This window comes from Amycolatopsis plumensis (genome assembly GCF_042652605.1).
GTDB lineage: Bacteria > Actinomycetota > Actinomycetes > Mycobacteriales > Pseudonocardiaceae > Amycolatopsis > Amycolatopsis plumensis.
The window spans coordinates 4,236,737-4,261,511 of sequence record NZ_JBHSJY010000001.1 but is presented as its reverse complement, the minus strand read 5'-3'; the positions used below and the strand labels follow the sequence as shown (position 1 = coordinate 4,261,511).

General features: G+C 71.3%; 23 protein-coding genes. 7 read left to right on the top strand and 16 right to left on the bottom strand.

Annotated features, from left to right (window positions below; translation table 11 throughout):
• Nucleotides 1-85 precede the first annotated feature (85 nt).
• Nucleotides 86-1,807 carry an NAD+ synthase gene (locus ACFPLC_RS20685; protein WP_378207720.1) on the top strand — a complete coding sequence of 574 codons (1,722 nt, stop codon included), beginning with the start codon at nt 86-88 and terminating at the stop codon, nt 1,805-1,807.
• Here ACFPLC_RS20685 and ACFPLC_RS20680 read toward each other — a convergent pair.
• Both ACFPLC_RS20680 and ACFPLC_RS20675 read right to left on the bottom strand, forming a co-directional pair.
• Nucleotides 1,804-2,418, bottom strand: a complete 615-nt coding sequence (locus ACFPLC_RS20680; protein ID WP_378207723.1) for a VOC family protein — start codon at nt 2,416-2,418, stop codon at nt 1,804-1,806. The genes ACFPLC_RS20685 and ACFPLC_RS20680 overlap by 4 nt on opposite strands.
• A 7-nt stretch (nt 2,419-2,425) precedes the next feature.
• On the bottom strand, nt 2,426-3,763 hold the full coding sequence (locus ACFPLC_RS20675; RefSeq protein WP_378207725.1) for a S8 family peptidase: 1,338 nt from the start codon (nt 3,761-3,763) through the stop codon (nt 2,426-2,428).
• Between the two features lie 84 nt (nt 3,764-3,847).
• Here ACFPLC_RS20675 and ACFPLC_RS20670 point away from each other — a divergent pair, with 84 nt between their 5' ends.
• Nucleotides 3,848-4,381: a methylated-DNA--[protein]-cysteine S-methyltransferase gene (locus ACFPLC_RS20670; protein WP_378207728.1), complete on the top strand. Its 534-nt coding sequence runs from the start codon at nt 3,848-3,850 to the stop codon at nt 4,379-4,381.
• Between the two features lie 223 nt (nt 4,382-4,604).
• On the opposite strand, the gene ACFPLC_RS20665 is transcribed toward ACFPLC_RS20670, so the two are convergent.
• From ACFPLC_RS20665 to lysX, 3 genes are all read right to left on the bottom strand, one after another.
• Nucleotides 4,605-5,189, bottom strand: a complete 585-nt coding sequence (locus tag ACFPLC_RS20665) for a DinB family protein (RefSeq protein ID WP_378207731.1) — start codon at nt 5,187-5,189, stop codon at nt 4,605-4,607.
• A 73-nt stretch (nt 5,190-5,262) separates the two neighbouring features.
• Nucleotides 5,263-5,829, bottom strand: coding sequence for a hypothetical protein (locus tag ACFPLC_RS20660; RefSeq protein WP_378207733.1), 567 nt, complete (start codon nt 5,827-5,829; stop codon nt 5,263-5,265).
• A gap of 63 nt (nt 5,830-5,892) precedes the next feature.
• On the bottom strand, nt 5,893-9,216 hold the full coding sequence (gene lysX, locus ACFPLC_RS20655; protein ID WP_378207751.1) for a bifunctional lysylphosphatidylglycerol synthetase/lysine--tRNA ligase LysX: 3,324 nt from the start codon (nt 9,214-9,216) through the stop codon (nt 5,893-5,895).
• A 238-nt stretch (nt 9,217-9,454) separates the two neighbouring features.
• Here lysX and panB point away from each other — a divergent pair, with 238 nt between their 5' ends.
• A complete protein-coding gene (gene panB, locus ACFPLC_RS20650) occupies nt 9,455-10,318 on the top strand; it encodes a 3-methyl-2-oxobutanoate hydroxymethyltransferase (protein ID WP_191315094.1) in 864 nt (287 codons plus the stop codon).
• A gap of 14 nt (nt 10,319-10,332) precedes the next feature.
• Here the strand turns inward: panB and ACFPLC_RS20645 are convergent, their stop codons facing one another.
• Nucleotides 10,333-11,181 carry a cytochrome c oxidase assembly protein gene (locus tag ACFPLC_RS20645; RefSeq protein WP_378207736.1) on the bottom strand — a complete coding sequence of 283 codons (849 nt, stop codon included), beginning with the start codon at nt 11,179-11,181 and terminating at the stop codon, nt 10,333-10,335.
• Nucleotide 11,182: 1 nt separating this feature from the next.
• Nucleotides 11,183-12,109 carry an undecaprenyl-diphosphate phosphatase gene (locus ACFPLC_RS20640; RefSeq protein WP_378207738.1) on the bottom strand — a complete coding sequence of 309 codons (927 nt, stop codon included), beginning with the start codon at nt 12,107-12,109 and terminating at the stop codon, nt 11,183-11,185.
• Nucleotides 12,110-12,479: 370 nt separating this feature from the next.
• On the opposite strand from ACFPLC_RS20640, the gene pip reads away from it, so the two are divergent.
• The gene (pip, locus tag ACFPLC_RS20635) at nt 12,480-13,424 is read left to right on the top strand and encodes a prolyl aminopeptidase (RefSeq protein WP_378207739.1); all 945 of its coding nucleotides are present in this window, start codon (nt 12,480-12,482) and stop codon (nt 13,422-13,424) included.
• Here pip and ACFPLC_RS20630 read toward each other — a convergent pair.
• Nucleotides 13,410-13,961 carry a TetR/AcrR family transcriptional regulator gene (locus ACFPLC_RS20630; RefSeq protein ID WP_378207742.1) on the bottom strand — a complete coding sequence of 184 codons (552 nt, stop codon included), beginning with the start codon at nt 13,959-13,961 and terminating at the stop codon, nt 13,410-13,412. The genes pip and ACFPLC_RS20630 overlap by 15 nt on opposite strands.
• Before the next feature lie 59 nt (nt 13,962-14,020).
• Between ACFPLC_RS20630 and ACFPLC_RS20625 the strand changes: the two genes are divergently transcribed.
• Complete coding sequence (locus ACFPLC_RS20625) at nt 14,021-14,800, top strand: SDR family NAD(P)-dependent oxidoreductase (RefSeq protein WP_378207745.1); 780 nt, start codon at nt 14,021-14,023, stop codon at nt 14,798-14,800.
• A gap of 18 nt (nt 14,801-14,818) precedes the next feature.
• On the opposite strand, the gene ACFPLC_RS20620 is transcribed toward ACFPLC_RS20625, so the two are convergent.
• The 6 genes from ACFPLC_RS20620 to ACFPLC_RS20595 form a co-directional block, all read right to left on the bottom strand.
• Nucleotides 14,819-15,699 (bottom strand): IS5 family transposase gene (locus ACFPLC_RS20620; protein WP_417281639.1). Its coding sequence is split into 2 segments (ribosomal slippage): nt 14,819-15,306 and nt 15,306-15,699, totalling 882 coding nucleotides; the frame shifts between segments, so codons are not numbered across the junction.
• Between the two features lie 148 nt (nt 15,700-15,847).
• Nucleotides 15,848-16,636 (bottom strand): ABC transporter permease, encoded by a 789-nt coding sequence (locus tag ACFPLC_RS20615; RefSeq protein WP_191315098.1) that lies wholly within the window; start codon nt 16,634-16,636, stop codon nt 15,848-15,850.
• Between the two features lie 8 nt (nt 16,637-16,644).
• Nucleotides 16,645-17,484, bottom strand: coding sequence for an ABC transporter permease (locus tag ACFPLC_RS20610; protein ID WP_378205145.1), 840 nt, complete (start codon nt 17,482-17,484; stop codon nt 16,645-16,647).
• 75 nt (nt 17,485-17,559) lie between these two features.
• Nucleotides 17,560-18,762, bottom strand: coding sequence for an ABC transporter substrate-binding protein (locus ACFPLC_RS20605; RefSeq protein ID WP_378205147.1), 1,203 nt, complete (start codon nt 18,760-18,762; stop codon nt 17,560-17,562).
• Nucleotides 18,763-18,780: 18 nt separating this feature from the next.
• Entirely contained in the window at nt 18,781-19,860 is a 1,080-nt protein-coding gene (locus tag ACFPLC_RS20600) for an ABC transporter ATP-binding protein (RefSeq protein ID WP_378205150.1), read from the bottom strand.
• A complete protein-coding gene (locus tag ACFPLC_RS20595) occupies nt 19,857-21,278 on the bottom strand; it encodes a gamma-aminobutyraldehyde dehydrogenase (protein ID WP_378205153.1) in 1,422 nt (473 codons plus the stop codon). The genes ACFPLC_RS20600 and ACFPLC_RS20595 overlap by 4 nt, the downstream gene beginning before the upstream one ends.
• Before the next feature lie 110 nt (nt 21,279-21,388).
• Between ACFPLC_RS20595 and ACFPLC_RS20590 the strand changes: the two genes are divergently transcribed.
• Nucleotides 21,389-22,123, top strand: coding sequence for a FadR/GntR family transcriptional regulator (locus tag ACFPLC_RS20590; protein ID WP_378205156.1), 735 nt, complete (start codon nt 21,389-21,391; stop codon nt 22,121-22,123).
• A 33-nt stretch (nt 22,124-22,156) separates the two neighbouring features.
• Nucleotides 22,157-22,867, top strand: a complete 711-nt coding sequence (locus tag ACFPLC_RS20585) for a cache domain-containing protein (protein WP_191315104.1) — start codon at nt 22,157-22,159, stop codon at nt 22,865-22,867.
• Here the strand turns inward: ACFPLC_RS20585 and ACFPLC_RS20580 are convergent.
• Both ACFPLC_RS20580 and ACFPLC_RS20575 read right to left on the bottom strand, forming a co-directional pair.
• The gene (locus ACFPLC_RS20580) at nt 22,864-23,238 is read right to left on the bottom strand and encodes a hypothetical protein (RefSeq protein ID WP_378205159.1); all 375 of its coding nucleotides are present in this window, start codon (nt 23,236-23,238) and stop codon (nt 22,864-22,866) included. The genes ACFPLC_RS20585 and ACFPLC_RS20580 overlap by 4 nt on opposite strands.
• 25 nt (nt 23,239-23,263) lie before the next feature.
• Complete coding sequence (locus tag ACFPLC_RS20575; protein ID WP_378205162.1) at nt 23,264-24,709, bottom strand: PucR family transcriptional regulator; 1,446 nt, start codon at nt 24,707-24,709, stop codon at nt 23,264-23,266.
• Nucleotides 24,710-24,775 lie beyond the last annotated feature (66 nt).

The window sequence follows — 24,775 nt, the reverse complement described above, 5'->3', positions numbered from 1 at the left end:
GCCCCGTCCGGTTCGCCGGGCGGGGCCTTTCGATTTCCCCCACATTCGCTCGGCCTTCCGGGTGACGGTGAGCCAGAATGGCGGCATGCCGCAACTGCGCATCGCGCTCGCCCAGGTCAACCCCACCGTCGGCGACCTCGACGGCAACGCCGAGCTGCACGTCGAATGGACGCGGCGGGCCGCCGAAGCCGGCGCGCACGTCGTCGTCTTCCCCGAGATGTCCCTGACCGGCTACCCCATCGAGGACCTCTCCCTCCGCAAGACCTTCGCCGCCGCCTCCCGCGAGGGCGTCGAGTCGCTGGCGCGCCGGCTCGACGACGCCGGGTGCGGCGAGGTGCTCACCTACATCGGCTACCTCGACCTCGACGACATCGGCCCGCGTGACGCCGCCGCGGCGCTCTACCGCGGCGAGGTCGTCGCCCGGCAGTTCAAGCATCACCTGCCCAACTACGGCGTCTTCGACGAGCACCGCTGGTACAAGGCGGGCACCACGCTCGACGTCGTCCGGTTCCACGGGCTCGACATCGGCATGGTCATCTGCGAGGACATCTGGCAGGACGGCGGGCCGATCTCGGCGCTGGGCCGGGCCGGCGTCGACCTCGTCGTGGCGCCGAACGCGTCGCCGTACGAGCGGTCGAAGGACGAGCAGCGGCTGCCGCTCATCGCCCGGCGCGCCGCCGAAGCCGGGGCGCCGCTGGTCTACACCAACCAGATCGGCGGGCAGGACGACCTCGTCTTCGACGGCGACTCGCTCGTCGTCGGCGCGGACGGCACGCTGCTGGCCCGCGCGCCGCAGTTCGTCGAGCACCTGCTCGTGCTGGACATGGACCTGCCGAAGACCGGGTACGCGGGCGACGGTTCGTACGAGGGCCTGGCCGTCCGGCGCCGGGTGCTCAGCGAGGACCCGCTGCCCGCGTACGAGCCGACGGCCACGCCGGTGATCAGCGAGCCGCTGTCCGACGAGGCCGAGGTGTGGCACGCGCTGGTCGTCGGGCTGCGGGACTACGTGCACAAGAACGGGTTCTCGTCGGTGACCTTCGGGTTCTCCGGCGGGATCGACTCGGCGGTCTGCGCCGCGCTGGCGGCGGACGCGCTGGGCGGCGACAACGTCTACGGCGTCTCGATGCCGTCGAAGTACTCGTCGGGGCACTCGAAGGACGACGCCGCCGACCTCGCGCGGCGGATCGGCGCGCACTACCGGGTCGAGCCGGTCGAGGACATGGTCCGGGTGTACGTCGACCAGCTCTCCCTGACGGGACTGGCGGAAGAGAACATCCAGGCGCGCACGCGGGGCATGCTGCTGATGGCTCTGTCCAATCTGGACGGTCATCTGGTGCTGGCCACCGGCAACAAGACCGAGCTCGCCGTCGGGTATTCGACGATCTACGGTGACGCGGTCGGCGCGTTCGCCCCGATCAAGGACGTCTTCAAGACGCACGTGTGGCAGCTGGCCCGCTGGCGCAACGCCGAAGCGGTGAAGAACGGCGAAACCCCGCCGATCCCGGAGAACTCCATCACCAAGCCGCCGTCGGCCGAGCTGCGGCCGGGCCAGGTGGACACCGACTCGCTGCCGGACTACGAGCTGCTCGACGACATCCTCGACGACTACGTCGAGGGCGACCGCGGGTACGCCGACCTGGTGTCCGCGGGCTTCGACCCGGAGACCATCGACCGCGTGGTGCGGATGGTCGACAAGGCCGAGTACAAGCGCCGCCAGTACCCGCCGGGCACGAAGATCACGTTCAAGGCGTTCGGCCGCGACCGGCGGCTCCCGATGACCAACCTGTGGCGCGAGGGCAAGGCCTAACTGAGGGCGACCTGGCGGCCTTCCGGGGTGCGGAGGGCCGCCGTCAGGCCAGCGTTCTCCGCAAGGCGGACCAGCAGTTCGAGGCCGAGCGCGTCGGTGACCGCGAGCACCGAATCCGGGTCCGGGTGGGTGCCGGTGACCATCAGCAGCGGCAGGGACGGCAGGTCCCTGGTCGTCGGGTGCGGGGTGCTGCCCCAGTCGATGAGGAACGGGTGCAGGGTTCCCGGAGTACTGGGTGGGGTCAGGCGCCAGCGCAGCGTTTCGCCGTCGCCGGTTTCGCGAGACATCTCCCTCGGGTCGCCCGGGTCGAAGCCGTGGGCGCGGGCTTTGGCGACCGTCACGTCGATATCCGTCGTGCGGACCGCCCAGGCGACCAGCGCCGGCTCGGTCAGGTCGTCGATGCCGAACGGCCGGGGCACCCCGGGGCCGGGCTGCTCCGGGTCCGGGCCGATGACCTCCAGGTACGCGCCCGCGCCGAGGTCGGCGAGGTGGTTGGCGGTGCCGACGCCGACGTGGCGGCCGCCGGGCGCGGGCGTGACGCCGGTGAGGGCGGCGACCCGGGCGACGGCGTCGGCGAGGTCCGGGCCGGCGTAGACGAGGTGATCGAGCACGAGGCCATCATCCCGCGCTGACGGCCCTCGCCGCATCGACCATCCCGTGGCCGTAGTAGGTCGTTCCGTCCTTCGTGGGCGTGCAGGTGGTGTCCGGGCAGGGCAGCGGCGTCGCCGCGGCGAAGAGGGCGCGCTTGATCCGCTCGGCGCTCCAGTGCGGGTGCTCGCTCGCGATCAGGGCGGCGACGCCACTGGCGTGCGGGGCGGCCATCGACGTGCCGCTCGCGGACCGGTACTCGCCGTTCGGCCAGGTCGACCAGACACGCGCGCCGGGCGCGGCGACGCTGATCCGGGACGCCGAGTAGTTGGAGAAGCTCGCCTTGACGAGCTTTTCGTCGAGGGCGCCGGTGCCGACGACGCCGGGAAGCTCGTGCGGCAGCCGGGTGCAGGTCGGGTCGATCCGGCGCTCCACCGGCGTGCTGTCGGCCGGGCTCTCCTTGTCCACCGAGCGAGTGTCCAGGTTGATCCCGGCGTTGCCGGCGGAGGCGACGACGAGGACGTTCCGGCGTTGCGCGTACGCGACCGCCCGGCCGACGGCGAGCTTCGCGGCGGCCTGGTCCGGCTGGTCGTCGCAGTTGTAGCGCCACGGGATCGAGCGGTAGCTGTTGCTGGCCACGGCGAAGCCGTGCTCGGCGGCCCAGACGAACCCGCAGACCATGCTCTCGGCCGTCTCGGTGTCGTCGAGTTCGGCGAGCTTGACGGCGGCGATCCTGACCCCCGGCGCGACGCCGACGACGCCGGAGCCGTTGCGGGCCGCGGCGATCGTGCCCGCGACGTGCGTGCCGTGGCCGTCGAGGGTGGGCCGCCAGGCTCCGGCGCCGCGGTCGGGCCAGCCGGAGAGGCAGGAGACGGAGCCTCTCCGGTCGAACGCTGGTTTCAGGTCGGGGTGGGTGTCGTCGACGCCGACGTCGAGGACGCCGACGACCGTGCGCTTGCTGCCGTCGGTGACCTGGTGGGCTTCCGGGAGGTGCAGGGCCGGGACGTCCCAGGCGGTGCCCTCGGGCGGGACCTGGCCGGAGTTCGGCGAGTTCGGGCCGGTGTAGCGGAGGTCCTTGCGGGGCGCGAAAAACTCCTTCGGGATCTTCGCGGTGCGCGTGGCGCCTACGGCGTCGATGCCCGGAGTTTTCCGGAGCTTCGCGGCGAAGTCGTCCTTCGCCGTGTACGCGACGACGACGCCGATCTGGGGGTAGCTCGCGACGACCGTGCCGCCGGCCTTTCTGATGACGAGCTCGGCCCAGCCGGTGTGGTGCGTGACGACGACGTGCGGCATGACCAGGGGGTCGGCGGCCGCCGGGGTCGCGATCAGGCCCAGCATGAGCGCGGTGGCCAGAATGATTCGCCGCACGCGTCCTCCTCGAATTCGCCCAAACCGAACTTAGCGATCATTCAGGGCGGGGCGGTACCCCTCTTCAGTCGTAGGCTGAGCGACATGACGACGGGGTTCACGGTGTTCGACACGGCGATCGGCGTGTGCGGGCTCGCCTGGCGCGACGACGTCGTGATCGGGACGTCGCTGCCCGAAGGGAGTGCCGCGCGGACCCGGGCCTGGCTGGTGCGGCGGTTCCCGGACGCCGTCGAGGGGCCGCCGCCGGCGCCGGTGCGGGAGGCGGTGGACGGGATCGTGGCGCTGCTCGGTGGTGTGCGTCAGGATCTGGCTTCGGTGGCGCTGGACTTCTCGGGCGTGCCGACGTTCAACCGGCGCGCGTACGAGGTCGCGCGGACGATCCCGCCGGGCAAGACGCTGACGTACGGCGACATCGCCCACCGGCTCGGGCAGCCGGGATCGGCGCAGGCCGTCGGGCAAGCGATGGGGCAGAACCCGTTCCCGATCATCGTGCCGTGCCACCGGGTACTGGCGGCGGGCGGCAAGGACGGCGGGTTCTCGGCGCGGGGCGGCGTCGGGACGAAACGCCGGATGCTCGTGATCGAGGGCGCGCTGGCGGACGAGCCGACGCTGTTCTGAGCCCTTCCGCGGTGTGCCCGGAAGGGCATCACGCGTGACTGGGGAGGCATCACGCGTGATTGGCGGGGCATCACGCGTGATTGAAGGGGCATCTCGCGTACCCGGGCGGTCGGCTTGCGTACCTAGAGGGTCGGCCTGCGTACCTGGGGGGTCGGGTTGCGTAGCTGGGGGTTGGGTTGTGTGGCCGGGGGCGGCTCGCGGGTGGGCGCGAGCCGGGCCGGGGTCAGGCGGGTTCGGGGGTCCAGGGCTTGATCCAGGGGGACTCCGGCCAGCCTTCGGCCGCGGCCATCAGGGGGAAGGCCGTGCCGCCGTCGATGTGCTCGCGGATGATGTCCGCGTGGCCCGCGTGGCGGGCCGTCTCCTGGATCAGGTGGAGCAGGACCCAGCGGACCGACCACGCGTCGACGTCCTGCGGGAACCAGGGCACGCCCTTCGGCACCGGCACCGCCTGGCCGAGGTCGTCGATGCCCGCGATGACCTCCGCCGTGCGGGCGGCCACCTCGTCGTAGCGGGCCAGCACGCCCGCCAGGGTCTCGTCTTCGCGCAGGCGGTGCGCGTCCTCGTACTCCGCCATCGCCTCGCCGAACGGCTTCTGCGGCACCTGCAGCACCGTGTCCATCCAGCCGTTCTCGGTGCTCGCGACGTGCTTGATCAGGCCGCCCACCGTCAGCGTGCTCTTCGTCGAGGCGAGTCTCGCCTGATCGTCGGTCAGCCCGTGGGCCGCCAGTCTGAGCACGTACCGCTGCTGCTCCAAGAAGCTGAGCAGCCCGTCGCGCTCGTCGGCCACCGGGCGCACGTTTCCCGCCATGTCGATCCTTCCGCCAAGAGATACCTGCCGGTGATCGTGCCACCCGGCACCGACATTTTCGGGCGGGGTTCCGCTATCGGTGCGCGTGCCGCGGCGCCGGCTTGACGAAGGCGTACACCCCGCCGGTGCCGTACAGCGCCGCGCGGACCACCAGCTGGACGCGGGTGAAGACGCCCTCGTAGGCGTCCAGCTGCCGGGCGAGCACGACGGCCGCCCACGTCGCCAGCACCAGCGCCAGGCCCGCGACCGCGAGCGCGCGCCAGCCCGGCGGCCACCACAGGATCAGGCTGATCACCCCGGCGACCAGCACGACGCTGAGCAGCGACGACAGCAGGTCGCTGCGCTCGGGGTAGGCGGCCTGCAGCAGCACGAGCACGCCGAACGCGCTCACCGAGATCGAACTGAGCCGCGCCGACCACTGGACCGGCCCGAGCCGGTGCAGCGGGGGCCCGGCGAGCACGAACGCCACCCCCGACACGGCGAGCAGGACGCGGAACACCGGCGGCCCGGCCAGCAGCGCCGACGCCGGGTCGTGCACCGGGGAGACGCCGGTGCTCAGGAAGAACTCCAGGAGCCAGCCCGAATACGCGAGGACGGCCACCCCCATCAGGAGAGCCGAGGCGATCCGAGCCGTGCGCACGAGGCAGAGCGTAAGCGACCGGCGGCGTCCCGGCCCGTCGCCGTGACCAGGTCCACCGAGTCGTTATGCCTGCGGTCGGACGAAGGGGAACAGGACTGTCTGGCGGATCGACGCCCCGGTGAGCATCATCAGCAGCCGGTCGACACCCAAGCCGAGGCCGCCGGTCGGCGGCATGCCGTGCTCCAGGGCGAGCAGGAAGTCCTCGTCCAGCTCCATCGCCTCGACGTCGCCGCTGGCCGCGCGCAGCGACTGCCCTTCGAGCCGCCGCCGCTGCTCGATCGGGTCGGTCAGCTCGGTGTAGGCCGTGCCGACCTCGGAGCCAAACGCGATCAGGTCCCACCGCTCGGCCAGCCGCGGGTCCGCGCGGTGCTGGCGGGTCAGCGGCGAGACGTCGGTCGGGTAGTCGGTGTAGAAGGTCGGCAGCACGGTCGCGCCCTCGACGAGGTGCTCGAACGCCTTGAGCACGAGGTCGCCGTGGCTCGGGTCCTCCCCCACCGGCACCCCGGCGGCCACGCACAGGCGGCGCAGTTCGGCCACCGGCGTCCCCGAGTCGACCCGCTCGCCGAAGACCGCCGAGACGGCCTCGTGGACCGGCACGACGGGCCAGTCGCCGGAGATGTCGTACTCGACGAGCTTGCCGTCGGCATCGGGCCGCCGCACGACCTGGGCGCCGTACGCCGCTTCGGCCGCGTGCTGGACGAGCTCGCGCGTCAGCGTCCTCATCGTGTCGTAGTCCGCGTACGCCTGGTACGCCTCGAGCATCGTGAACTCGGGGTTGTGCGTCGCGTCGACGCCTTCGTTGCGGAAGTTGCGGTTGAGCTCGAAGACGCGCTCGACGCCGGCCACGCACAGCCGCTTGAGGTACAGCTCCGGGGCGATCCGCAGGTACATCCGCATGTCGTAGGCGTTGATGTGGGTGACGAACGGCCGGGCGTTGGCGCCGCCGTGGACCGTCTGCAGCATCGGCGTCTCGACCTCGAGGTAGTCGGCGTGGTGCAGCCGGTCGCGCACCGCGCGGACCACAGTGGACCGCAGCCGCAGCATGTTCGTCGAGTCCGGGTTGACGGCGAGGTCGAGGTAGCGCTGCCGGACCCGCGTCTCCGGGTCGGTGAGGCCCTTGCGCTTGTCGGGCAGCGGGTGCAGGCACTTCGCGGTGACCGTCCACTCGTCGACGAGCACCGAGAGCTCGCCCCGCTTCGACGTCACGACCTGGCCGCTGACGCCGACGTGGTCGCCGAGGTCGACGCCGGTCCGCCAGCGGGTGAGGTCCAGCTCGCCGGCCTCCAGCATCAGCTGGATCTCGCCGCTGAAGTCCTTGACGCGGGCGAAGCACAAGCCGCCGAGGATGCGCAGGTTCAGCACGCGCCCGGCGATCCGGACCCGGTGACCGGTGCTGGTGCCGGGGGCCAGCCCGCCGTACTTCGCCACGACGTCCCCGATGTGGTCGTCGCGGCGGAACCCGACCGGGTACGGGTCGATGCCGGCCTCGCGCAGCTTGTCGAGCTTCGCGATGCGGACGCGGACCTGTTCCGGCCGCCGCACGGTCTTCGGCGCCGGTGCCGCCGCCGACTCCTCGATCTCCTTGACGCGCGCGACGAAGTCGTCGCTGACCGTCTCCAGCCGCAGCGACCGCGACCGTCCGGTCGGGACGAACCCTTCGAGCGCGCCCGCCACGATCCCGACCCGCGGCAGCCGCCGGGCCGAGGAGTAGCAGAGGAACCGCGGCTCCCAGTCCGGCCCGTACTTGGCGTTGGACCGGTACAGCGACTCCAGCTGGAAGAACCGCGAGAACACGCTCAGGATCCCGCGCCAGGCCCGCAGCACCGGGCCCGCGCCGATCCGCTCGCCCTCGGAGAACACCGCGCGGAACATCGCGAAGTTGAGCGAGATCCGCTGCGCGCCGAGGTGCTGGGCGGCCGCGACGACCTCGGCGATCATGTACTCGTTGAGGCCGTTCTCGGCGTCACGGTCGCGGCGCATGAGGTCCAGCGAAAGCCCGCGGCGGCCCCACGGGACGAACGACAGCAGCCCGCGCAGCTCGCCGTGGCCGTCGTAGGCCTCGACCATCACGCTGCGGCCGTCGCTGGGGTCCCCGAGCCGCCCCAGCGCCATCGAGAAGCCGCGCTCGGTCTCGGCGCCGCGCCAGGCCTGCGCCCGCGCGAGCAGCTCGGTCATCTCGGCCTGGGGGATCTCGCCGTGGCGGCGGACGCGGGAGGTGTACCCGGCCCGCTGGATGCGCTTGACGGCCTGGCGCACCGAGCGACGCTCCGGCCCGGCCAGGCTGAACTCGCGGACGTCGAGCACGGCTTCGTCGCCGATCTCCAGCGCCCGCAGGCCCGCGCCGGTGTACGCCTTCGCGCCGCGTTCGCTCGCCCCCAGCACGCCGGGGGTCCAGCCGTACGTGCGCGTCTCGTCGAGCCACGCTCGGACCGCGTCGGGCCACGCCTCCGGGTCGCCGACCGGGTCGGCGCTGGCGACGCTGGTGCCGCCGAGGACGCGGTAGGTCACCGCCGCGCGGCCGTTCGGCGCGAAGACGACGCTCTTGTCACGCCGGGTGGCGAAGTAGCCGAGGGAGTCGTCCTCGCCGTGTTCGGCGAGCAGCCGGCGCAGGCGCAGCTCGTCTTCGTCGGTCCGCAGGGCCCGGCTGCGCACCCCGCGGAAGAGCAGGTACAGCGCCGCGGTGGCGACCGCGGTCGCGCTGAGGTCGAGGAAGAGGTCCAGCCAGGCGGGCCCCTCGCCGACGCCGATCCGGCGCAACTGGAGGTTCTCACCGGTGGCGTGGTTGACGACCCAGGCGAAGCGCTCCCACGTGTCGCCGAGGTGGCCGGGGAAGGTCTCGGCCAGGCCCCAGCCGACCAGGATGACCACGGCGAAACCGCCGAACAGCATGCTCAGGCCGTCGCGCCAGGCGCTCGGCGCGAGCCGGGCCGGGAACGCCGGGCGCAGCGCGAGCAGGAACACGATCAGCCCGATCGAGACGACGTCGGCGACGGTCAGCACCCACAGCTGCGCGGGGATGTGCCGGACCTGCTTCGGGCCGAGGGTCAGCAGTTCGGGTGACCACAGCAGCGTCGCCTGGAGGACCAGGGTGAGCAGCAGGCCGCCGACCTGGAACAGCACCAGCGTGTACAGCGCGGCCTTCTTGCGGCGGCGCAGGGCGCCTCCGAGCACCACCAGCAGCAGCACCATGATCAGGCTCTCGCTGGTGGGCACGCTCAGGCCGGAGAAGGCCATGTCGATGCCGTTGAGCAGGCGGCCGTGCGCGCCGCCGGCGAAGAGCAGGATCACCGAGAACACCGCGGCCAGCTGGACCACGGTCGCGACGATGCCGCCCGCCTTGGCCTTCCAGGCGGGGAGGCGAGGGCGCGAGCTCGCGAGGTTTCCCATGGGTGGTTTCGTCGCCTTTCGCGGCCGGTCGGTGGTCATGCCGTCCTCTTGACGTGAGTGAACCCGCATCGGTTGTCCGCCGGCATCAACCTGAAGGCTGACGGCCGGTCGTCCTCGGGGGTGTGAAGCTTGTCGCAGGTCGCCTGCGGCGGTCCGGGCGCGTGTCACGCTTTGAGACGCCTCTGCTCCACGACCCGGGGACCTCACCGAGGCCTCGAGGGAAGGACGGTCGACGACGATGTCTGCCACCGCCGAAGAACCCGCCCCCTACGGCACCGGATCGGCCCCCAAGCCGTCGCCGGGCCGGAAGGTCCGCGTCCACCACCTGCGCGAGCTGAAGGAACGCGGCGAACCGTGGCCCATGCTCACCGCCTACGACATGTACACGGCCGCCCTGTTCGACGAGGCCGGGATCCCGGTGCTGCTCGTCGGCGACTCCGCGGCCAACAACGTGTTCGGCTACGACACCTCGCTGCCGGTGACGGTCGACGAGCTGCTGCCGCTGGTCCGGGCGGTCACCCGGTCGGTCAAGAGGGCTCTCGTGGTCGCCGACCTGCCGTTCGGCTCCTACCAGCTCTCGCCGCAGCAAGCGCTGGAAACCTCGGTCCGGTTCATGAAAGAGGGCCGCGCGCACGCCGTCAAGCTCGAAGGCGGGCGGCGGTTCGCCGCGCACGTCGAAGCGCTGACGTCGGCGGGCGTGCCGGTGATGGGCCACATCGGCTTCACCCCGCAGAGTGAACACAACCTCGGCGGCTACCGGGTGCAGGGGCGCGGCGAAGCGGCGGACGTGCTGCTCGCCGACGCGCTGGCGCTGCAGGAGGCCGGGGCGTTCGCGGTGGTGATGGAGATGGTGCCCGCCGAGGCCGCCAAGCGCGTCACGGCGGAGCTGAAGATCCCGACCGTCGGCATCGGCGCGGGCCCGGACTGCGACGCGCAGGTGCTCGTCTGGCAGGACATGGCCGGGCTGCGGCGCGGCAAGGCACCGCGGTTCGTCAAGCGCTACGCCGACGTCGCGACGGTGCTGCAGGACGCGGCCACGGCGTTCGCCGAGGACGTCCGGCGCGGGGAGTTCCCGGCACCGGAGCACGCGTTCCACGACTGACCCCCGCCCCGGGCTCACCGCCGCTTGAACCGTTCCGCGAGGGCCGGGTCGTTCTCCCACCACAGGCCGGTCGGCGGGGCTTCGTCCAGCTGGACGTCGAGCTGCTTCGCCCGCCGTTCGTCGTCGCGGGCCCACCGCACGAACAACGCGACGACGAACGGCAGGCCGGCGACGTCGCCGCCGATCCACAGCACGCCCGCGCCGATGATCTGGTCGGTGCGCAAATCGGGCCCCCAGCCCGGGTGCGCGGCCGCGTAGTGGGCCGGCGCGAGCAGCGGGCCGAGCCACAACACCAGGCCGAGCGCACCGTCGAAGATCACCTCGGCGAAGGCGATCCACACCGACACCAGGTGCGGGTCCTCGCGCGGCGTCGGGTCGAGGCCCAGGCGCGTCCAGAAGTACGTGAAACCGGCGCCGACCAGCACCAGCCGGACCAGGCCGTCGACGAGCGGCGAGCGCAGCGTGAGGTCGTAGAGCGGCGTCAGGTACAGCACCAGTACCGGCGCGATCAGGACGACCGTGACGACGGGCGGGAACGTCAGCGCGCGGGCGAGCGGGCCGCGGCCGTGCCGCCGCAGCCACCGGGCCGGGACGCTGTCCAGGAGCAGCCGGATCGGGGCGCCCAGCGCGAGCAGCAGCGGAGTGATCATCAGCAGCGTGACCGTCTGGACCGCGCGGACCCAGAAGAACGTCGTGTCGTAGACCGCCAGCGGTGAGCAGGTGACCACCAGGATCGTCGCCAGCCCGGCGAGGAACGCCGTCGTGCGGCCCGGCGGCCAGCCGCGGCGGCGGACCGCGCGGACGTAGAGCGTGCCCGCGACGAGCACGCCGAAGACGGCCGGGGCGTCGAACGTCAGCGGCATCTCACACCGCGAAGAAGATCAGGCTGCCGATTCCGGCGACCACGCAGTAAATGGCGAACGGGGTCAGAGTGCGCGTTTCGAAGTATCCGGTGAGGAACCGGACAGAAATGTACGAAGCGACCCCGGCGATGACGCTGCCGACGAGCGCGGGACCGAGCGAGGCGTGGTTTTCGGGCGCGAACAGCGTCGGCATCTTGAGCACGCCCGCGGCGAGGATCACCGGCGTGGCGAGCAGGAACGCGAACCGCGCCGCGTCCTCGTGCCCGAGCCCGCGGCGCAGGCCGGCGACCATCGTGATGCCCGAGCGGCTGATGCCCGGCAGCAGCGCGAGGATCTGCGCGGCGCCGATCAGCACCGCCTCCCCGACCCGCAGCTTGGCCAGCCGGACGTCGGTCGCCTCCTCGACCGAGACCGCCCGCATGACCAGCGTGTCTTCGGCCGAGAAGTCCACAGTGTCCGCTTCCTCCGCTGGCTTGCGCCGGGAGAACTTTTCGGCGGCGTAGAGCACACCGCCGTTGAGCGCGAGGAAGATCGCCGACGGCACCGGCTTGCCGAGGAAGTCGCGCAGCAGGCCTTCCAGGAGCAGCCCGGCCAGGCCGACCGGGATGGTGGCGAGCACGAGCAGCCACGCGAGCCGCTGGTCGGGGGTGCGGACCTCGCGGTGGCGGATCGACGTCCACAGGCCGCCGATGATCCGCACCCAGTCCTTGCGGAAGAACAGGACGAGCGCGAGCGCGGTGGCGACGTGCATCGCCACCAGCACCGCGAGGTACGGCGAGTCCTTCCCGATGCTCAGGTCCCGCTGCCAGGACCCGCCGAGCCAGGCCGGCAGCAGGATGCTGTGGCCGAGACTGGACACCGGAAACAATTCCGACACCCCTTGCAGTGCCCCGACGACAATCGCCTCGAAATAGGTCACCGCAGACATTCCGTACCCCTTTTTGCCGAATCCCGACACCGGAAAGTACCGGCTCTTTAGCAAGCGCGAGGCAAGGGGGACGGCCACACTCAGCGTCATCACAGCGGACGTTCACATATATGAACTTCAATCATGTTCTTGACTGGTGTTCGACTTGTGGCTTAGCGTTTAGCCCGTCGCCGCCACGACGAACTTCGCACCCTCGACGAGGAGGATCGGAATGCGTGAGCGGACTACCCGTCCCGGCTGACGCCCCTCGAACCGGGGACCCGCTCAGCCCGGCGGCGGGGGCGGGTCCCCACCTTTCTTGGCCGTCGTCCCGGCACCCGGCGGCGGGGCGTCGGGGCGACGGCCAAGGCTCTGCGGCACAGTGACCCGCATGGACGAGCTGTACCCGCCGATCGCCCCGCGCGCCGAAGGGTTCCTGGAAACCGGCGACGGGCACCGGATCCGGTGCCAGGAGGCGGGCAACCCGGCCGGGAAGCCGGTCGTGGTGCTGCACGGCGGCCCCGGCAGCGGGATCGCCCCGATGGCCCGGCGGCACTTCGATCCCTCGGCCTACCGGATCATCCTGTTCGACCAGCGCGGCTCGGGGCAGTCGACGCCCGACGCGGGCGACCTCACCGCGAACACCCTGTGGCACCTGGTCGCCGACATGGAACTGTTGCGCGAACGCCTCGGCATCGAGCGCTGGCAGCTTTTCGGCGGCTCCTGGGGCGCGACGCTCGCACTGGCCTACGCCGAGACGCACCCTTCGCGCGTCAGCGAGATCATCCTGCGGGGCGTGTTCACCGTCCGGCAGAGCGAGCTGGACTGGATCTACCGCGGCGGGGCGGCCCACCTGTTCCCCCGCGAGTGGGAAGCGTTCCTGGCGCCGTTGCCCGCCTCCCTGCGCGACGACCCCCTCTCCGGGTACGCGGCGCTGCTCGACGACCCGGCCGAAGACGTCCGGCACCGCGCGGCGGTGGCGTGGAGCACCTGGGAGGGCGCGACGGTTTCGGTGCTGCCGCAGGAGGCGTTCGTCCGCCAGTACGCCGACCCGGCGTTCGCGCTGACGTTCGCCCGGCTCGCCGTCCACTACTTCACCCGGGGCGCCTGGCTCGACGACGGCCAGCTGATCCGCGACGCGGGCAAACTGGCCGGGATCCCGGGCGTGATCGTCCAGGGCCGCTACGACACGGTGTGCCCGCCGGTCACGGCGTACGAGCTGCACCGGGCGTGGCCGGGTTCGGAGCTGAAGCTGCTCGAGGGCGCCGGTCACGCGGTGACCGACCCGGGCGTGCTGGCCGCGTTGCGCGCGGCGACGGACTCATTCCGCGAGTAGCACCTCGAACACCTTCTCCAGCTTCGCCACGAGGACGGCTTCGTCGGCGTGCGCGAGCGCGGTGCTCCCGAGGAGCGTGCGCATCACCCAGAACCCGGCGATCACGGACAGGGCCAGCGCCGGGCCCGGCTGCTCCCGCCCCGGAAGCAGGTCGGCCAGATGCTGCTCGACGTGCCGTTCGATGCCCACCCGGAGGATTTCCGCGGCTCGCGGGTTGGGGGCGGACCGCAGCATCAGCAGGAACGGGTCGAGCCGCGCGGCGTCCGGAGCCGTCCGGCGCACGAGCGAAGCCGCAAGATCCGCGGCGAGCGTCGCCGGATCGCCGGTGAGCACGGTCCGCTCGGCCATCGCCGCTTCGACAACCTCGGCGAAGAGGCCTTCCTTCGAGCCGAAGTAGCGGTTGACGAGCATCGCGGTGACGCCGGCGGACTCGGCGATCTCGCGCACGCCGACCCCGTCGTAGCCCGCCCGGGTGAACGCTTCGAGCGCGGACACCAGGATCGCTTCCCGGGTTGCGGCGGCGTTGCGAGGTCTCATGTATACGAGTGTAGACTTGAGCTAAGTCTACAGGTGTATACCTCAGGAAAAGGTGCTTCATGGATCTCGGAATCGCCGGTAAACGGGCTCTCGTCACCGGTTCGAGCGCGGGTCTCGGCGAGGCGATCGCGCGGTTGCTGGCGGCGGAAGGCGGTGCGGTCGTGGTGCACGGCCGGGACGCGGCCCGGGCGGAGAAGGTGGCGACGGCGATCGGCGCGGCCGGGGTGGCCCTGGGCGATTTGTCGACCGACGCCGGGGCGGACGCCGTCGCCGAGGCGGCCGGGGACGTCGACATCCTGGTCAACAACGCCGGCGCGTACGACCACCTCGGGTGGGCCGACTCGACGCCGAAGGACTGGACCGCGATGTACGAGGCGAACGTCGTCTCGGCGGTCCGGATGATCCACCGGTGCGTGCCGACCATGCGCGAGCGCGGCTGGGGCCGGGTGGTCCAGATCGGCGGCGGCCTGGCGATCCAGCCACTGGCCATGCAGCCGCACTACACGGCGACGCTGGCCGCGCGGCACAACCTGGCGGTGTCACTCGCCCGCGAGCTCGCCGGCACCGGCGTGACGTCGAACGTGGTCTCCCCCGGCGCGATCCTGGTCGGCTCGGTGCGCGACCTGCTCACGGAAATCGCCCCGGCGCACGGGTGGGGTACGTCGTGGGAGGAGATCGAACGTGCCGCGGCCCGCGACCTCGTTCCCAACGACATCGGCCGCCTGGGCCGCCCCGAGGAGATCGCGGCCGCGGTCGGCTACCTGGTGAGCCCGGCGGCGGCCTACGTGAGCGGCGCGACGATCCGCGTGGACGGCGGCACGATCCGGTCGGTGCACTAGGGCCTGTATCGAAGTGGGTCAGAGCCATTCGTTGATCGCGGCGACGTGCACGGTGGCTTCGTAGCGGACGGCGAGTTTGTCGTAGCGGGTGGCCACGCCACGGTGGCGTTTGAGCCGGTTGATGCCGCATTCCACGGCGTGCCGCTGTTTGTAGGTTTCGGGGTCGAAGGCCGGTGGCCGGCCGCCCTTCGACCCCTTGGCCTTGCGGTGCGCGTCCTGATCAGCCTTGCTCGGAATGGTCGCCTTGATCCCACGTCCGCGCAGGTGAGCCCGGTTGGCTTTCGAGGTGTAAGCCTTGTCCGCCAGGACCCGGTCCGGACGCGTCCGCGGCCGCCCACCACCGGTCAGCCGAGGCACCCGGATCCCGGCCAGGACGGGGATGAACTGCGGGCTGTCGCCGCGCTGCCCGGCGGTCAGCACGATCGACAACGGCTTCTGGCCCTGCTCACAGCCCAGATGCAGCTTCGTGGTCAGGCCACCGCGAGACCGGCCCAACGCATGATCCTCCGGCTCGACGGTGACCCCGCCCGGCGGCTCGACCTGCAGATCCCCCTTTTCCGCGCCCCCGCGGCATGCTGATGAGCCCGCGCGATCGTGGAATCCACGCTGACATCCCACGTGATCCGCCCCTGGGCTTCGGCCAGAGCCTGCAACGCGGTCAAAATCCGCTGCCAGACCCCCGCCCGCTGCCACCGCCGAAACAACCCATAAACCGCCGCCCACGACCCATAAACCTCGGGCATGTCCCGCCACGGCGCACCGGTGCGCACCCGCCACCGGATCCCATCGATCAACTGCCGTCTGCTCCACAACGACGGCCGACCCGGCCGCGACGGCACCGGCAGCAACGGCTCCAGCACCGCCCACTGCTCGTCAGTCAGGTCGAACCGCCCCGCCACCGCTAAGGTGTCCACGAGGTCTCCGGTAGTACTTAGGTTCTTCTTGGTCGACGAACCAACTACCGGAGACCTCACCCATTTCCGGTCACCAACACGCCCAACCCAGCCGACTCCAGCTCAACTGCCCGAGCCGACTTCGATACAGGCCCTAGAGCCGGCCACCCGACGCGGTGTCGCCGGACAGCCGCTGGGCCAGGTACACCGGGACCGTCGAAACGACGATCAGGACCGCCGCCACCACGTTCACGATCGGCGCCTGGTTGGGCCGGAACAGGTTGTTGTAGATCCAGATCGGCAGCGTCTCCATGCCGGTGCCCAGGGTGAACGTCGTCACGATGATCTCGTCGAACGACAGCGCGAAGGCCAGCAATCCGCCCGCCAAAAGCGCCGAGCGCAGCATCGGGAACGTCACCAGCCGGAACGTCGTGAGGCCGGTGGCGCCGAGGTCCATCGACGCTTCCTCGAGGTTGCCGCCCATCCGGCGGAGCCGGGCGACGACGTTGTTGAACACCACCACGATGCAGAAGGTCGCGTGCGCGATGATCGCCGTCAGCAGGCCGAGGTCGATGCCCAGAATCGTCCTGAACGCGTTGTTCAGCGCGATGCCGGTGACGATCCCGGGCAGCGCGATCGGCAGGATGATCAGCAGCGACACCGGGTTGCGGCCGAAGAACCGGTAGCGCTGCAGGGCGAACGCCGCCATCGTGCCGAGCACCAGCGCGATCGCCGTCGCCGCGAGACCCGCCTCGACGCTCGTCCACAACGCGTGCAGCGCGCCTTCGTTGGACGCCGCCCGGCTCCACCACTCCACGGTGAACCGGGTCGGCGGGAAGCCGAACGTGGTGTCCGCGTTGAACGAGTTGAGCAGCACCACGACCAGCGGGAAGTAGATCACCGCCAGCCCGAGCCCCAGTGCGGTCCACAGCAGCTTGCGCACGAGAGCTCCTAGAGGTTGTCGAGCGCGCCGGTGCGGCGCACGGCGGCCAGGTACACGAGCATGATCACGACCGGCACGGTCGCCACCGTGGCCGCGAACGGGAGGTTGTTGGCCGCGCCGATGTTGTCGTAGACGACGTTGCCGAGCATCTGCGACGTGCCGCCGACGATCTTCACCGCGATGTAGTCGCCCAGGGACAGCGAGAACGTGAAGATCGAGCCCGCCACGATCGCCGGGAACGTCAGGGGCAGGATCACCGACCGGAACGTCCTCAGCGAGCGGGCCCCGAGGTCACCCGAAGCGTCGACCAGCGAATTCGGCAGCCGGTCGAGGCCCGCGTAGATCGGCAGGATCATGTACGGCAGCCACAGGTACGACAGCGTCATGATGGTGGCGGTGACGCCGTACCCGGGCGAAATCGCGCTCAGGGCGCCGTTGCCGGACAGCATCGAGCGCCATGCGTACGCCTTCACCAGGTAGCTCGCCCACAGCGGGGTCATCACCGCGATCAACAGGATCCGCTGCGCCCGCGGCGATGCGAGCTTGGCCATCGCGTACGCCATCGGGAACGCGATGACGGCGTCGATCACCGTGACCAGCGCCGCGATCCCGACCGTGCGGAAGGTGATCGTGCGGTAGACCGCGTCGGTGAACAGCGTCGTGAAGTTGTCCAGCGACCACTCGATGACGACCTGGCCGGTGAAGGCGTCGGTGTGCCAGAAGGCCGTGACGAACAGCGCGGCGAGCGCGCCCAGGTAGGCCAGGCCGAGCCACAGCAGCGGGGCCGACAGCAGGAAACCCAGCCGCAGCTTGGGTTTCCGGTAGAAGAAGGCGGATACGGCGGTCATCGTGCCTCGCAGGAATGGGTCCGGGAGCGGCGGGCGGAGTGGGGGGACACAGCCCGCCGCTCCCGGAGTTCGGGGTCAGCCCTTGATCTCGGTCCAGGCCTTCGTCCACTCGCCGTAGTCCTTGCACTTGACGTCCGTGCGGCCGTCGAGGCACTGCGGGATCGGCGTCGTCCAGTACGCGATCTTCGCCGCGTACGCCGCGTCATTGGCGTGGTAGGTGTCGCAGAGCGTCTTGTCCGTCATCTCCGCGCACGCCTTCGTGTTCGCCGGCGCTTCGCCGAAGTACTCGGCGACCTGGGCGTTGACCTTCGGGCTGATGATGTAGTCGAGCCACTTGTACGCACACGTCTTGTGCGCCGACTTCGCCGCGACCATCCAGGTGTCCGACCACCCGGTGGCGCCCTCGCTCGGCACGGCGGCTTCGAGCGGCGCGCCCTCGCCCTTGGTCAGGTTGACCGTCACCTGCCAGGCGGTCCCGACGACGGCGTCGGCGTTCTTCAGCGCCTGCGACTCCTTGAGGTAGTCCGACCAGTACTCGGACACCAGCGGCCGTTGCTGCTTGAGCAGGTTCACCGCCGCGGTGAACTGCTTGTCGTCGAGGGCGTACGGGTTCTTGATGCCGAGGTCCGGCTGGTGCGCCATCAGGTACAGCGCGGCGTCGGCGATGTAGATCGGCGAGTCGTAGGCGATCACCTTGCCCTTGTAGGGCGAGTTCGCGTCGAACAGGACCGACCACGACGTCGGTGCCGGCGTCACCTTGTCGGTGCGCCAGGTCAGCAGGTTCGCGCCCCAGCCGTGCGGGATGCCGTAGGCCGCGGCGCCCACGCTGTTCCACGACTTGTTCTTGAGGAACGGCTGGACGTCTTGGTAGTTCGGTACGAGGTCGGTGTTGACCGGCTCGGCGTCCCCGGACGCGACGAGCCGCAGCGACGCGTCACCGGAGGCGGACACGACGTCGTACTGGCCGGTCTTCATCAGCGTGACGGCCTCGTCGGAGGTCCCGAACGGCTTGACGTTGACCTTGCAGCCGGTCTGCTGCTCGAACGGCGTGACCCAGTCGACCTTCGGGTCGTTGGAGCCGTTTTCGGCGTACCCGGGCCAGGCCAGCACGTTCAGCTGGCCTTCCGGCTGCCCGAGCGCCTTCAGCGCCTCCAGCTTCGGCGGCGTGAAGCCCTGCGCGCCCGGCGGCGCGGCGGAGTTCGAACCGGACGTGCCACATGCAGCCAACAGCAGGCTGGCGCCGAGGATTCCGGCAAGCCGCGTCTTCCTGTTCTTCATGGCAACCCTTCTGAGGAACTACTGGACCTGGAAGCTGTGTTCATCGCGCCAGCTGAGCCGGACGCGCCCGTCGGCGAACGTCGCGTCATCGACGTTCTGCCGGACGACCGAAAGCTGGCCGCCGGCGTCGAGCGCGACCGAGTACCGGACGGTGGCCCCGGCGTAGACGACGTCGGTGACCGTGCCGGTGGCGCTGGTGTGCCCGGCCGCGGCGGGTTCGGACAGGTCGTCGTCGATGCGGATCTTCTCCGGCCGGATGCTGAACAGCCCCGGCCGGCCGATGACGCTCTCGGCACCGCGGCCGCCCAGCAGGTTGGACGTGCCGACGAACCCGGCGACGAACGCGCTCGCGGGCCGTTCGTAGATCTCTTCCGGCGGCCCGACCTGCTCGATCTTCCCGTCGTTGAACACCGCGATGCGGTCGCTCATGGTGAGAGCTTCGTCCTGGTCGTGGGTGACGAAGACGAACGTGATGCCGACGTCCCGCTGGATCTGCTTGAGCTCCAGCTGCATGGCCTGCCGCAGCTTGAGGTCGAGCGCGCCGAGGGGTTCGTCCAGCAGCAGCACCTTGGGCCGGTTGACCAGGGCGCGGGCCAGTGCGACGCGCTGGCGCTGGCCGCCGGACAGCTGCGCGGGCTTGCGCGAGCCGTAGTCCTCCAGCCGCACGGTCTTCAGCGCCTCGAGCGCGCGCTCCCGGCGTTGCTGCTTCGGGACGCGCTTGACGCGCAGGCCGTATTCGACGTTCTGCTGCACGCTCATGTGCGGGAACAGCGCGTAGTCCTGGAACACCGTGTTGACGTCCCGCTCGAACGGCGCCAGCCTGCTGACGTCGTGGCCGTCGAGCTCGATCGTGCCCTCGGTGGGCAGCTCGAACCCGGCGATCATGCGCAGCACCGTCGTCTTGCCGGAGCCGGACGGGCCGAGCATCGAGAAGAACTCGCCGGGCGGGATGTCGAGGTCGACGCCGTCGACCGCGTGGACGTCCCCGAAGTGCTTGCGCAGCCCGGAAAGCCGGATGGCCGGGCCGGTGCTTTCCGGCGCCGCGGGCTCTTCCCGGGTCTCGGTGGTGGGTGCTTGGTTCGGCACGGCGACCCTCACAGTGCGCTCATCACGTGCTTGACGCGCGTGTAGTCCTCGAGTCCGTAGAGGGACAGGTCCTTGCCGTAGCCGGACTTCTTGAACCCGCCGTGCGGCATCTCGGCGACCAGCGGGATGTGCGTGTTGATCCAGACGCAGCCGAAGTCGAGCTGCGCGGCGGCCCGCATCGCGCGCTGGTGGTCGCGGGTCCAGACCGACGACGCGAGGCCGTACTGCACGGCGTTCGCGGCCTTCAGCGCCTCGGCTTCGTCGGCGAACCGCTGGACGGTGATGACCGGGCCGAAGATCTCGTTCTGGCTGATTTCGTCGTCCTGGCGGACGCCGGAGACCACGGTCGCTTCGTAGAAGTAGCCTTCGTCGCCGAGCCGATGACCTCCACAGTGGACGGTGGCGTGCTCCGGCAGCCGGTCGACGAACCCGGCCACCTTCTCCAGCTGGGCGGCGTTGTTGAGCGGGCCGTAGGCGACGTCTTCGTCGTCCGGCTTGCCGGTCCTGGTCTGCTCGGCCTGCCGGGTGAGCGCGGCGACGAAGGTGTCGTGCACGTCGTCGGCGACGAGCACGCGCGTGGCGGCGGTGCAGTCCTGGCCCGCGTTGAAGTACCCGGCGAGCGCGATGGCCTCGGCGGCCGCTTCGAGGTCGGCGTCGCCGAAGACGATGACCGGCGCCTTGCCGCCGAGTTCCAGGTGCACGCGCTTGACGTCGTTCGCGGCACTGCGGGCGACCTCGATGCCCGCCCGGACCGAGCCGGTGATCGACACCATGGCCGGGATGTCGTGCTCGACCAGCGCGCGGCCGGTGTCGCGGTCGCCGCAGAGCACGTTGAACACGCCGGGCGGGAAGAACTCGCCGGCGATCTCGGCGAGCAGCAGCGTCGACGCGGGAGTCGTGTCGGACGGCTTGAGCACGACGGTGTTCCCGGCGGCGAGCGCGGGCGCGATCTTCCAGATGGCCATCAGCAGCGGGTAGTTCCACGGCGTGACCTGCGCGCAGACGCCGACGGGCTCCCGGCGGACGAACGACGTGTGGCCTTCCAGGTACTCGCCCGCCGCGCGGCCCTCGAGCACGCGTGCGGCCCCGGCGAAGAAGCGGACCTGATCGAGGATCATCGGGATTTCCTCGGCCATGGTCAGGGCGACCGGCTTGCCGGTGTTCGCGGACTCGGCCTCGACCAGGTCCCCGGCGCGGGCTTCGAGGGCGTCGGCGAGCTTGAGCAGCGCGAGCTGGCGCTGGGCGGGGGTCGTCGTCCTCCAGGTTTCGAATGCGGTCGCAGCGACCTGCAGCGCGTTGTCGACGTCTTCGGGTCCGGCGATCGGGGCGGTGCAGTAGGGACGTCCGGTGACGGGGTCGACGATCTCGGCTGTCCGGCCCGACTTGGACTCGACGTACGCGCCGCCGACGTAGTGCTTCAGCTCCTGCACGCTCACTCCTCGGTGCCGACGGGAGCTAAAACATATGACTTCATATGTAATAGGACAAGGGGATGGGGCAAGATTGGTGCGAACGGGTACTCGACGGCCGAAGGATCACGATGCGCAAGGGCATGTCGCACAGCGCGCGATCCGCCATGTTCGCCCCGCTCGGCCAGGTCGGTCGGGCGGAAGCGGTGGCGGCGCGGCTGGTCGACGCCATCACGCTCGGCCTGCTCGCCGACCAGGAACAGCTGCCCAGCGAGGCCGACCTGGCCGCCCAGTTCGGCGTCTCGACCGTGACGGTCCGGGAAGCGCTCGTGGCCCTGCGGCAGCAGGGACTGGTCGAGACGCGGCGAGGGCGCAGCGGCGGCAGTTTCGTCCGCGCGCCGGCCAACCCGCCGCCGGACGCCTGGCGCTCCCGGTTGAGCGAGGTGTCGCTGTCCGACCTCCGCGACGTCGGCGACCACTACCTCGCCATCGCCGGGGCGGCCGCCAAGCTCGCCGCCGAGCGCAGCTCCCCCGAAGACGTCGCCCGGCTGCGGCTGGCGACCGACGACCTCCGCACGGCCCACGGCCTCGACTTCACGCGGGCCGAGCGGCAGTTCCACCTGGAGGTCGCCGCGGCCGCGCAGTCGCCGCGGCTCACGCACGAGGAGGTCCACCTGCAGAGCGAGCTGGGTGGACTGCTGTGGCTGCCGCTCGGGCCCGCGGCGCCCTCGTGCGAGGAACACGCCGCAATCACCGCGGCGATTTCCGCCGCGGACGGCGAACTGGCCCGCAAGCTGACGGAAGAGCACCTGCTGGCCGCGCTCGACCGGCTCGCGGACGTGCACCTCGGCCTGCTCGCCCCGTAAACTTCCGCTACTCCGCGCATCGAGGTGAGCACCGTGAACGACACCCGCACGCTGGCCGGCGACGAGGTCGTCGAGCAGGTTTCCGCGTTGGTGGAAGGGGTTTTCGAGCGGCTCAAGCCCCTGCTGGCCGCGGCCGAGTCGGTACTGGCGGACGCCCCGGCCGCGGCGGCGCTGCACCGGATCCGCCCGCAGGTCACCGAGGCGCTGGGCGGGCTCATCATCGGCGCCGGTTTCGTCAGCGCCCCGCACGTGCTGGCCGATTCGGAATTCGGGTTCGAGTGGTGGACGGGCTCGGCTTCGGAGCCGTCCCAGCTGTTCATCAGCCTCGACCCGGCGAGCGAGAACTTCCTGGACTACACCCGCCAGTCCTGGTTCACGGTCCCCCGCGACACCGGGCGGCGGCACATCAACGGCCCGTACGTGGATTACCTGTGCACCGACGAGTACACGCTGACGTTCACGGTCCCGGTGTTCCGGTCCGGTGCCTTCGCGGGCGTGGTCGGGGCGGACGTGTACGTGCGCGAGTTCGAGCGGGCGGTGCGGCCGCGGCTGCGTTCGCTCGGACGAGGAGCGGCGCTGCTGAACGCCCAGGGGCGGGTGATCGTGTCGAACAGCGTCCGCCGGCCGACGGGGTCACTGGTCCGCGAAGCCGACGTCCCGGCGTGGTGGTCGGCGGGAGCGGTGCCCGGTCCGGGACTGCGGCGGTGCGGGGACGCGCCGATCATCCTGGTGACCGGGGCTTAAGACCCGCCCATCAGCGCGTATCCCACGAAACACCCCGGACCGGCTCGCACGAGAACCGTCAACGGCGTCCCCTCTGGCACCGGCCGTGCCGTGAACACCGGGTGCGCCGCCCCGAACAACGTGGCCACCTCGCCGACCTGGGTCAGGGACGGTTCGTCCCGAGGTACGCAGGGCGCCGTCTCGCACCAGCCGGCTCCGGCGCAGGTCGCGGAGCTGTGGTAGTCGCGACCGGCGTGGTGGATGCGGTACGGGAGCCCGTCTTCGCCCGGGAGGGCGTAGCCGAAGTGGTTGGCCGTCCACGGCAGGAAGGCCGCCCCGGCCGCGAGCAGCACGACGACCACCGCCCCGGCGACCGCGCGTTTCCAGCTCATGCACCGGAGACGCCCGTCGTGGTGCTCAGGTTTGCAGCGCCACCCAAAGTTCCGCGCGGACGCCCGGCGAGTCCAGGTCGCGGCCCAGCAGCTCCTGCGCCTTGGTGATCCGGTTCCGCAGCGTGTGCCGGTGCACGCCCAGCCGGGCGGCGGCGACGTCCCAGTGGCCGTGGTGTTCCAGCCAGCAGCGCAACGACTCGACCAGGTCGCCGCGGCCGGTTTCGTCGTGGCGGCGCAGCGGGGCCAGCACACCGTGGGCGAACGCCTGCGCCACCACCGGCTCGATGAGCGACAGCAGGCCGCGGCCCGTGTGCTCGGCCGCCGAGACGAGGATCTTGCCTTCGGCCTCCGCGGCGCGGGCGGCCAGCTCCGCCTGCTCCAGCCCGGCCGCGAAGCCGGCGGCGGAGACCGGGCCGGCGACGCCGCCGTGCAGGCCGCCGATCCGCAGCGCCGCCTCGGCCACCGCGTCGACGACCGTGCCGGCCCCGACAACCGCCACCGAGGCGCCGGAACGCGCCGCGAACACCTCGCCCTCCAGCGCGTCGAGCAGCTTGCGCCGGGCCGCGGGCGGGCCGAGGAACACCAGCACCGACCACGGCGCCCGCGGCGGCTCGCCCCCGGTGGCCGCCAGCACCCGCAGCGCCAGCTCGGCCTGGCCGCCCGCCAAGAGCTCGAGCAGCCCGGTCCGCAAGGCCTGCCGCGCCGCCGCCTGGGCGCGATCCTGTTCCAGGGCCAGGGAAAGCACCGACACCGCCGTGTTGACGATGTGCCGTCCCGCGGTGTCGAGCGACGCCCCGACGGCGAGCACCCGGCGCGCGCTCGTGTCCAGGGTCTGCAGCACGACTTCCTGCCCGTCGAGCGCGAAGACCCGGGTGCCGGTGCGAAGCCGCTCCAGCTCTTCGCGCAACGAAGGGCCGTACGCGCGGGCACTCGCCGGAGCCGCTTCGGTGACGGTCGTGCGGTCGAAGAGCAGCACCCAGCCGTCGACCAGCTTCGCCAGCCTGCGCAGCACCCCTGCCGGGCCGCCCTGGCCGACGGCCGTGCGGGTCAGTTCCTGCTGCGCGCGGCCGACGCGGACCGTCGCCGCGTACTCGTCGGCCGCCACCGCGCGCGAAACCGCGCGGGTGATCGCGATGAACGGCGTCTTCCGCGGCACCTCCAGCACCGGAAGTCCCACGGACGCCGCCGTCGCCACCAGCGAGCGCGGCACCGACTCGTGGCTGAGCCCGACGCCGAACCCGAGTCCCGCCACCCCGGCGTCGACCAGGCGGCGGACGTAGGCCGGAGAGGTCGTTTCGTCCAGGGCCAGCCCGGTGGTGAGCAGCAGCTCGCCGCCCTCGAGGAACGCCTGTGGTTCGGTCAGCTCCGTCGGGTGGACCCAGCCGATCGGGCGGTCCAGGACGTCTTCCCCGGTCAGCACCCGCAGGCCGAGCGGGCGCTCGGCGGCGAGGCCGGCCAGCGTGAGTGCCATAACGGCCAATCGTACGCGCCTAGTTGGACAGAATGGCCAGCTGACGGCGCCCGGTGCGGCACTCAT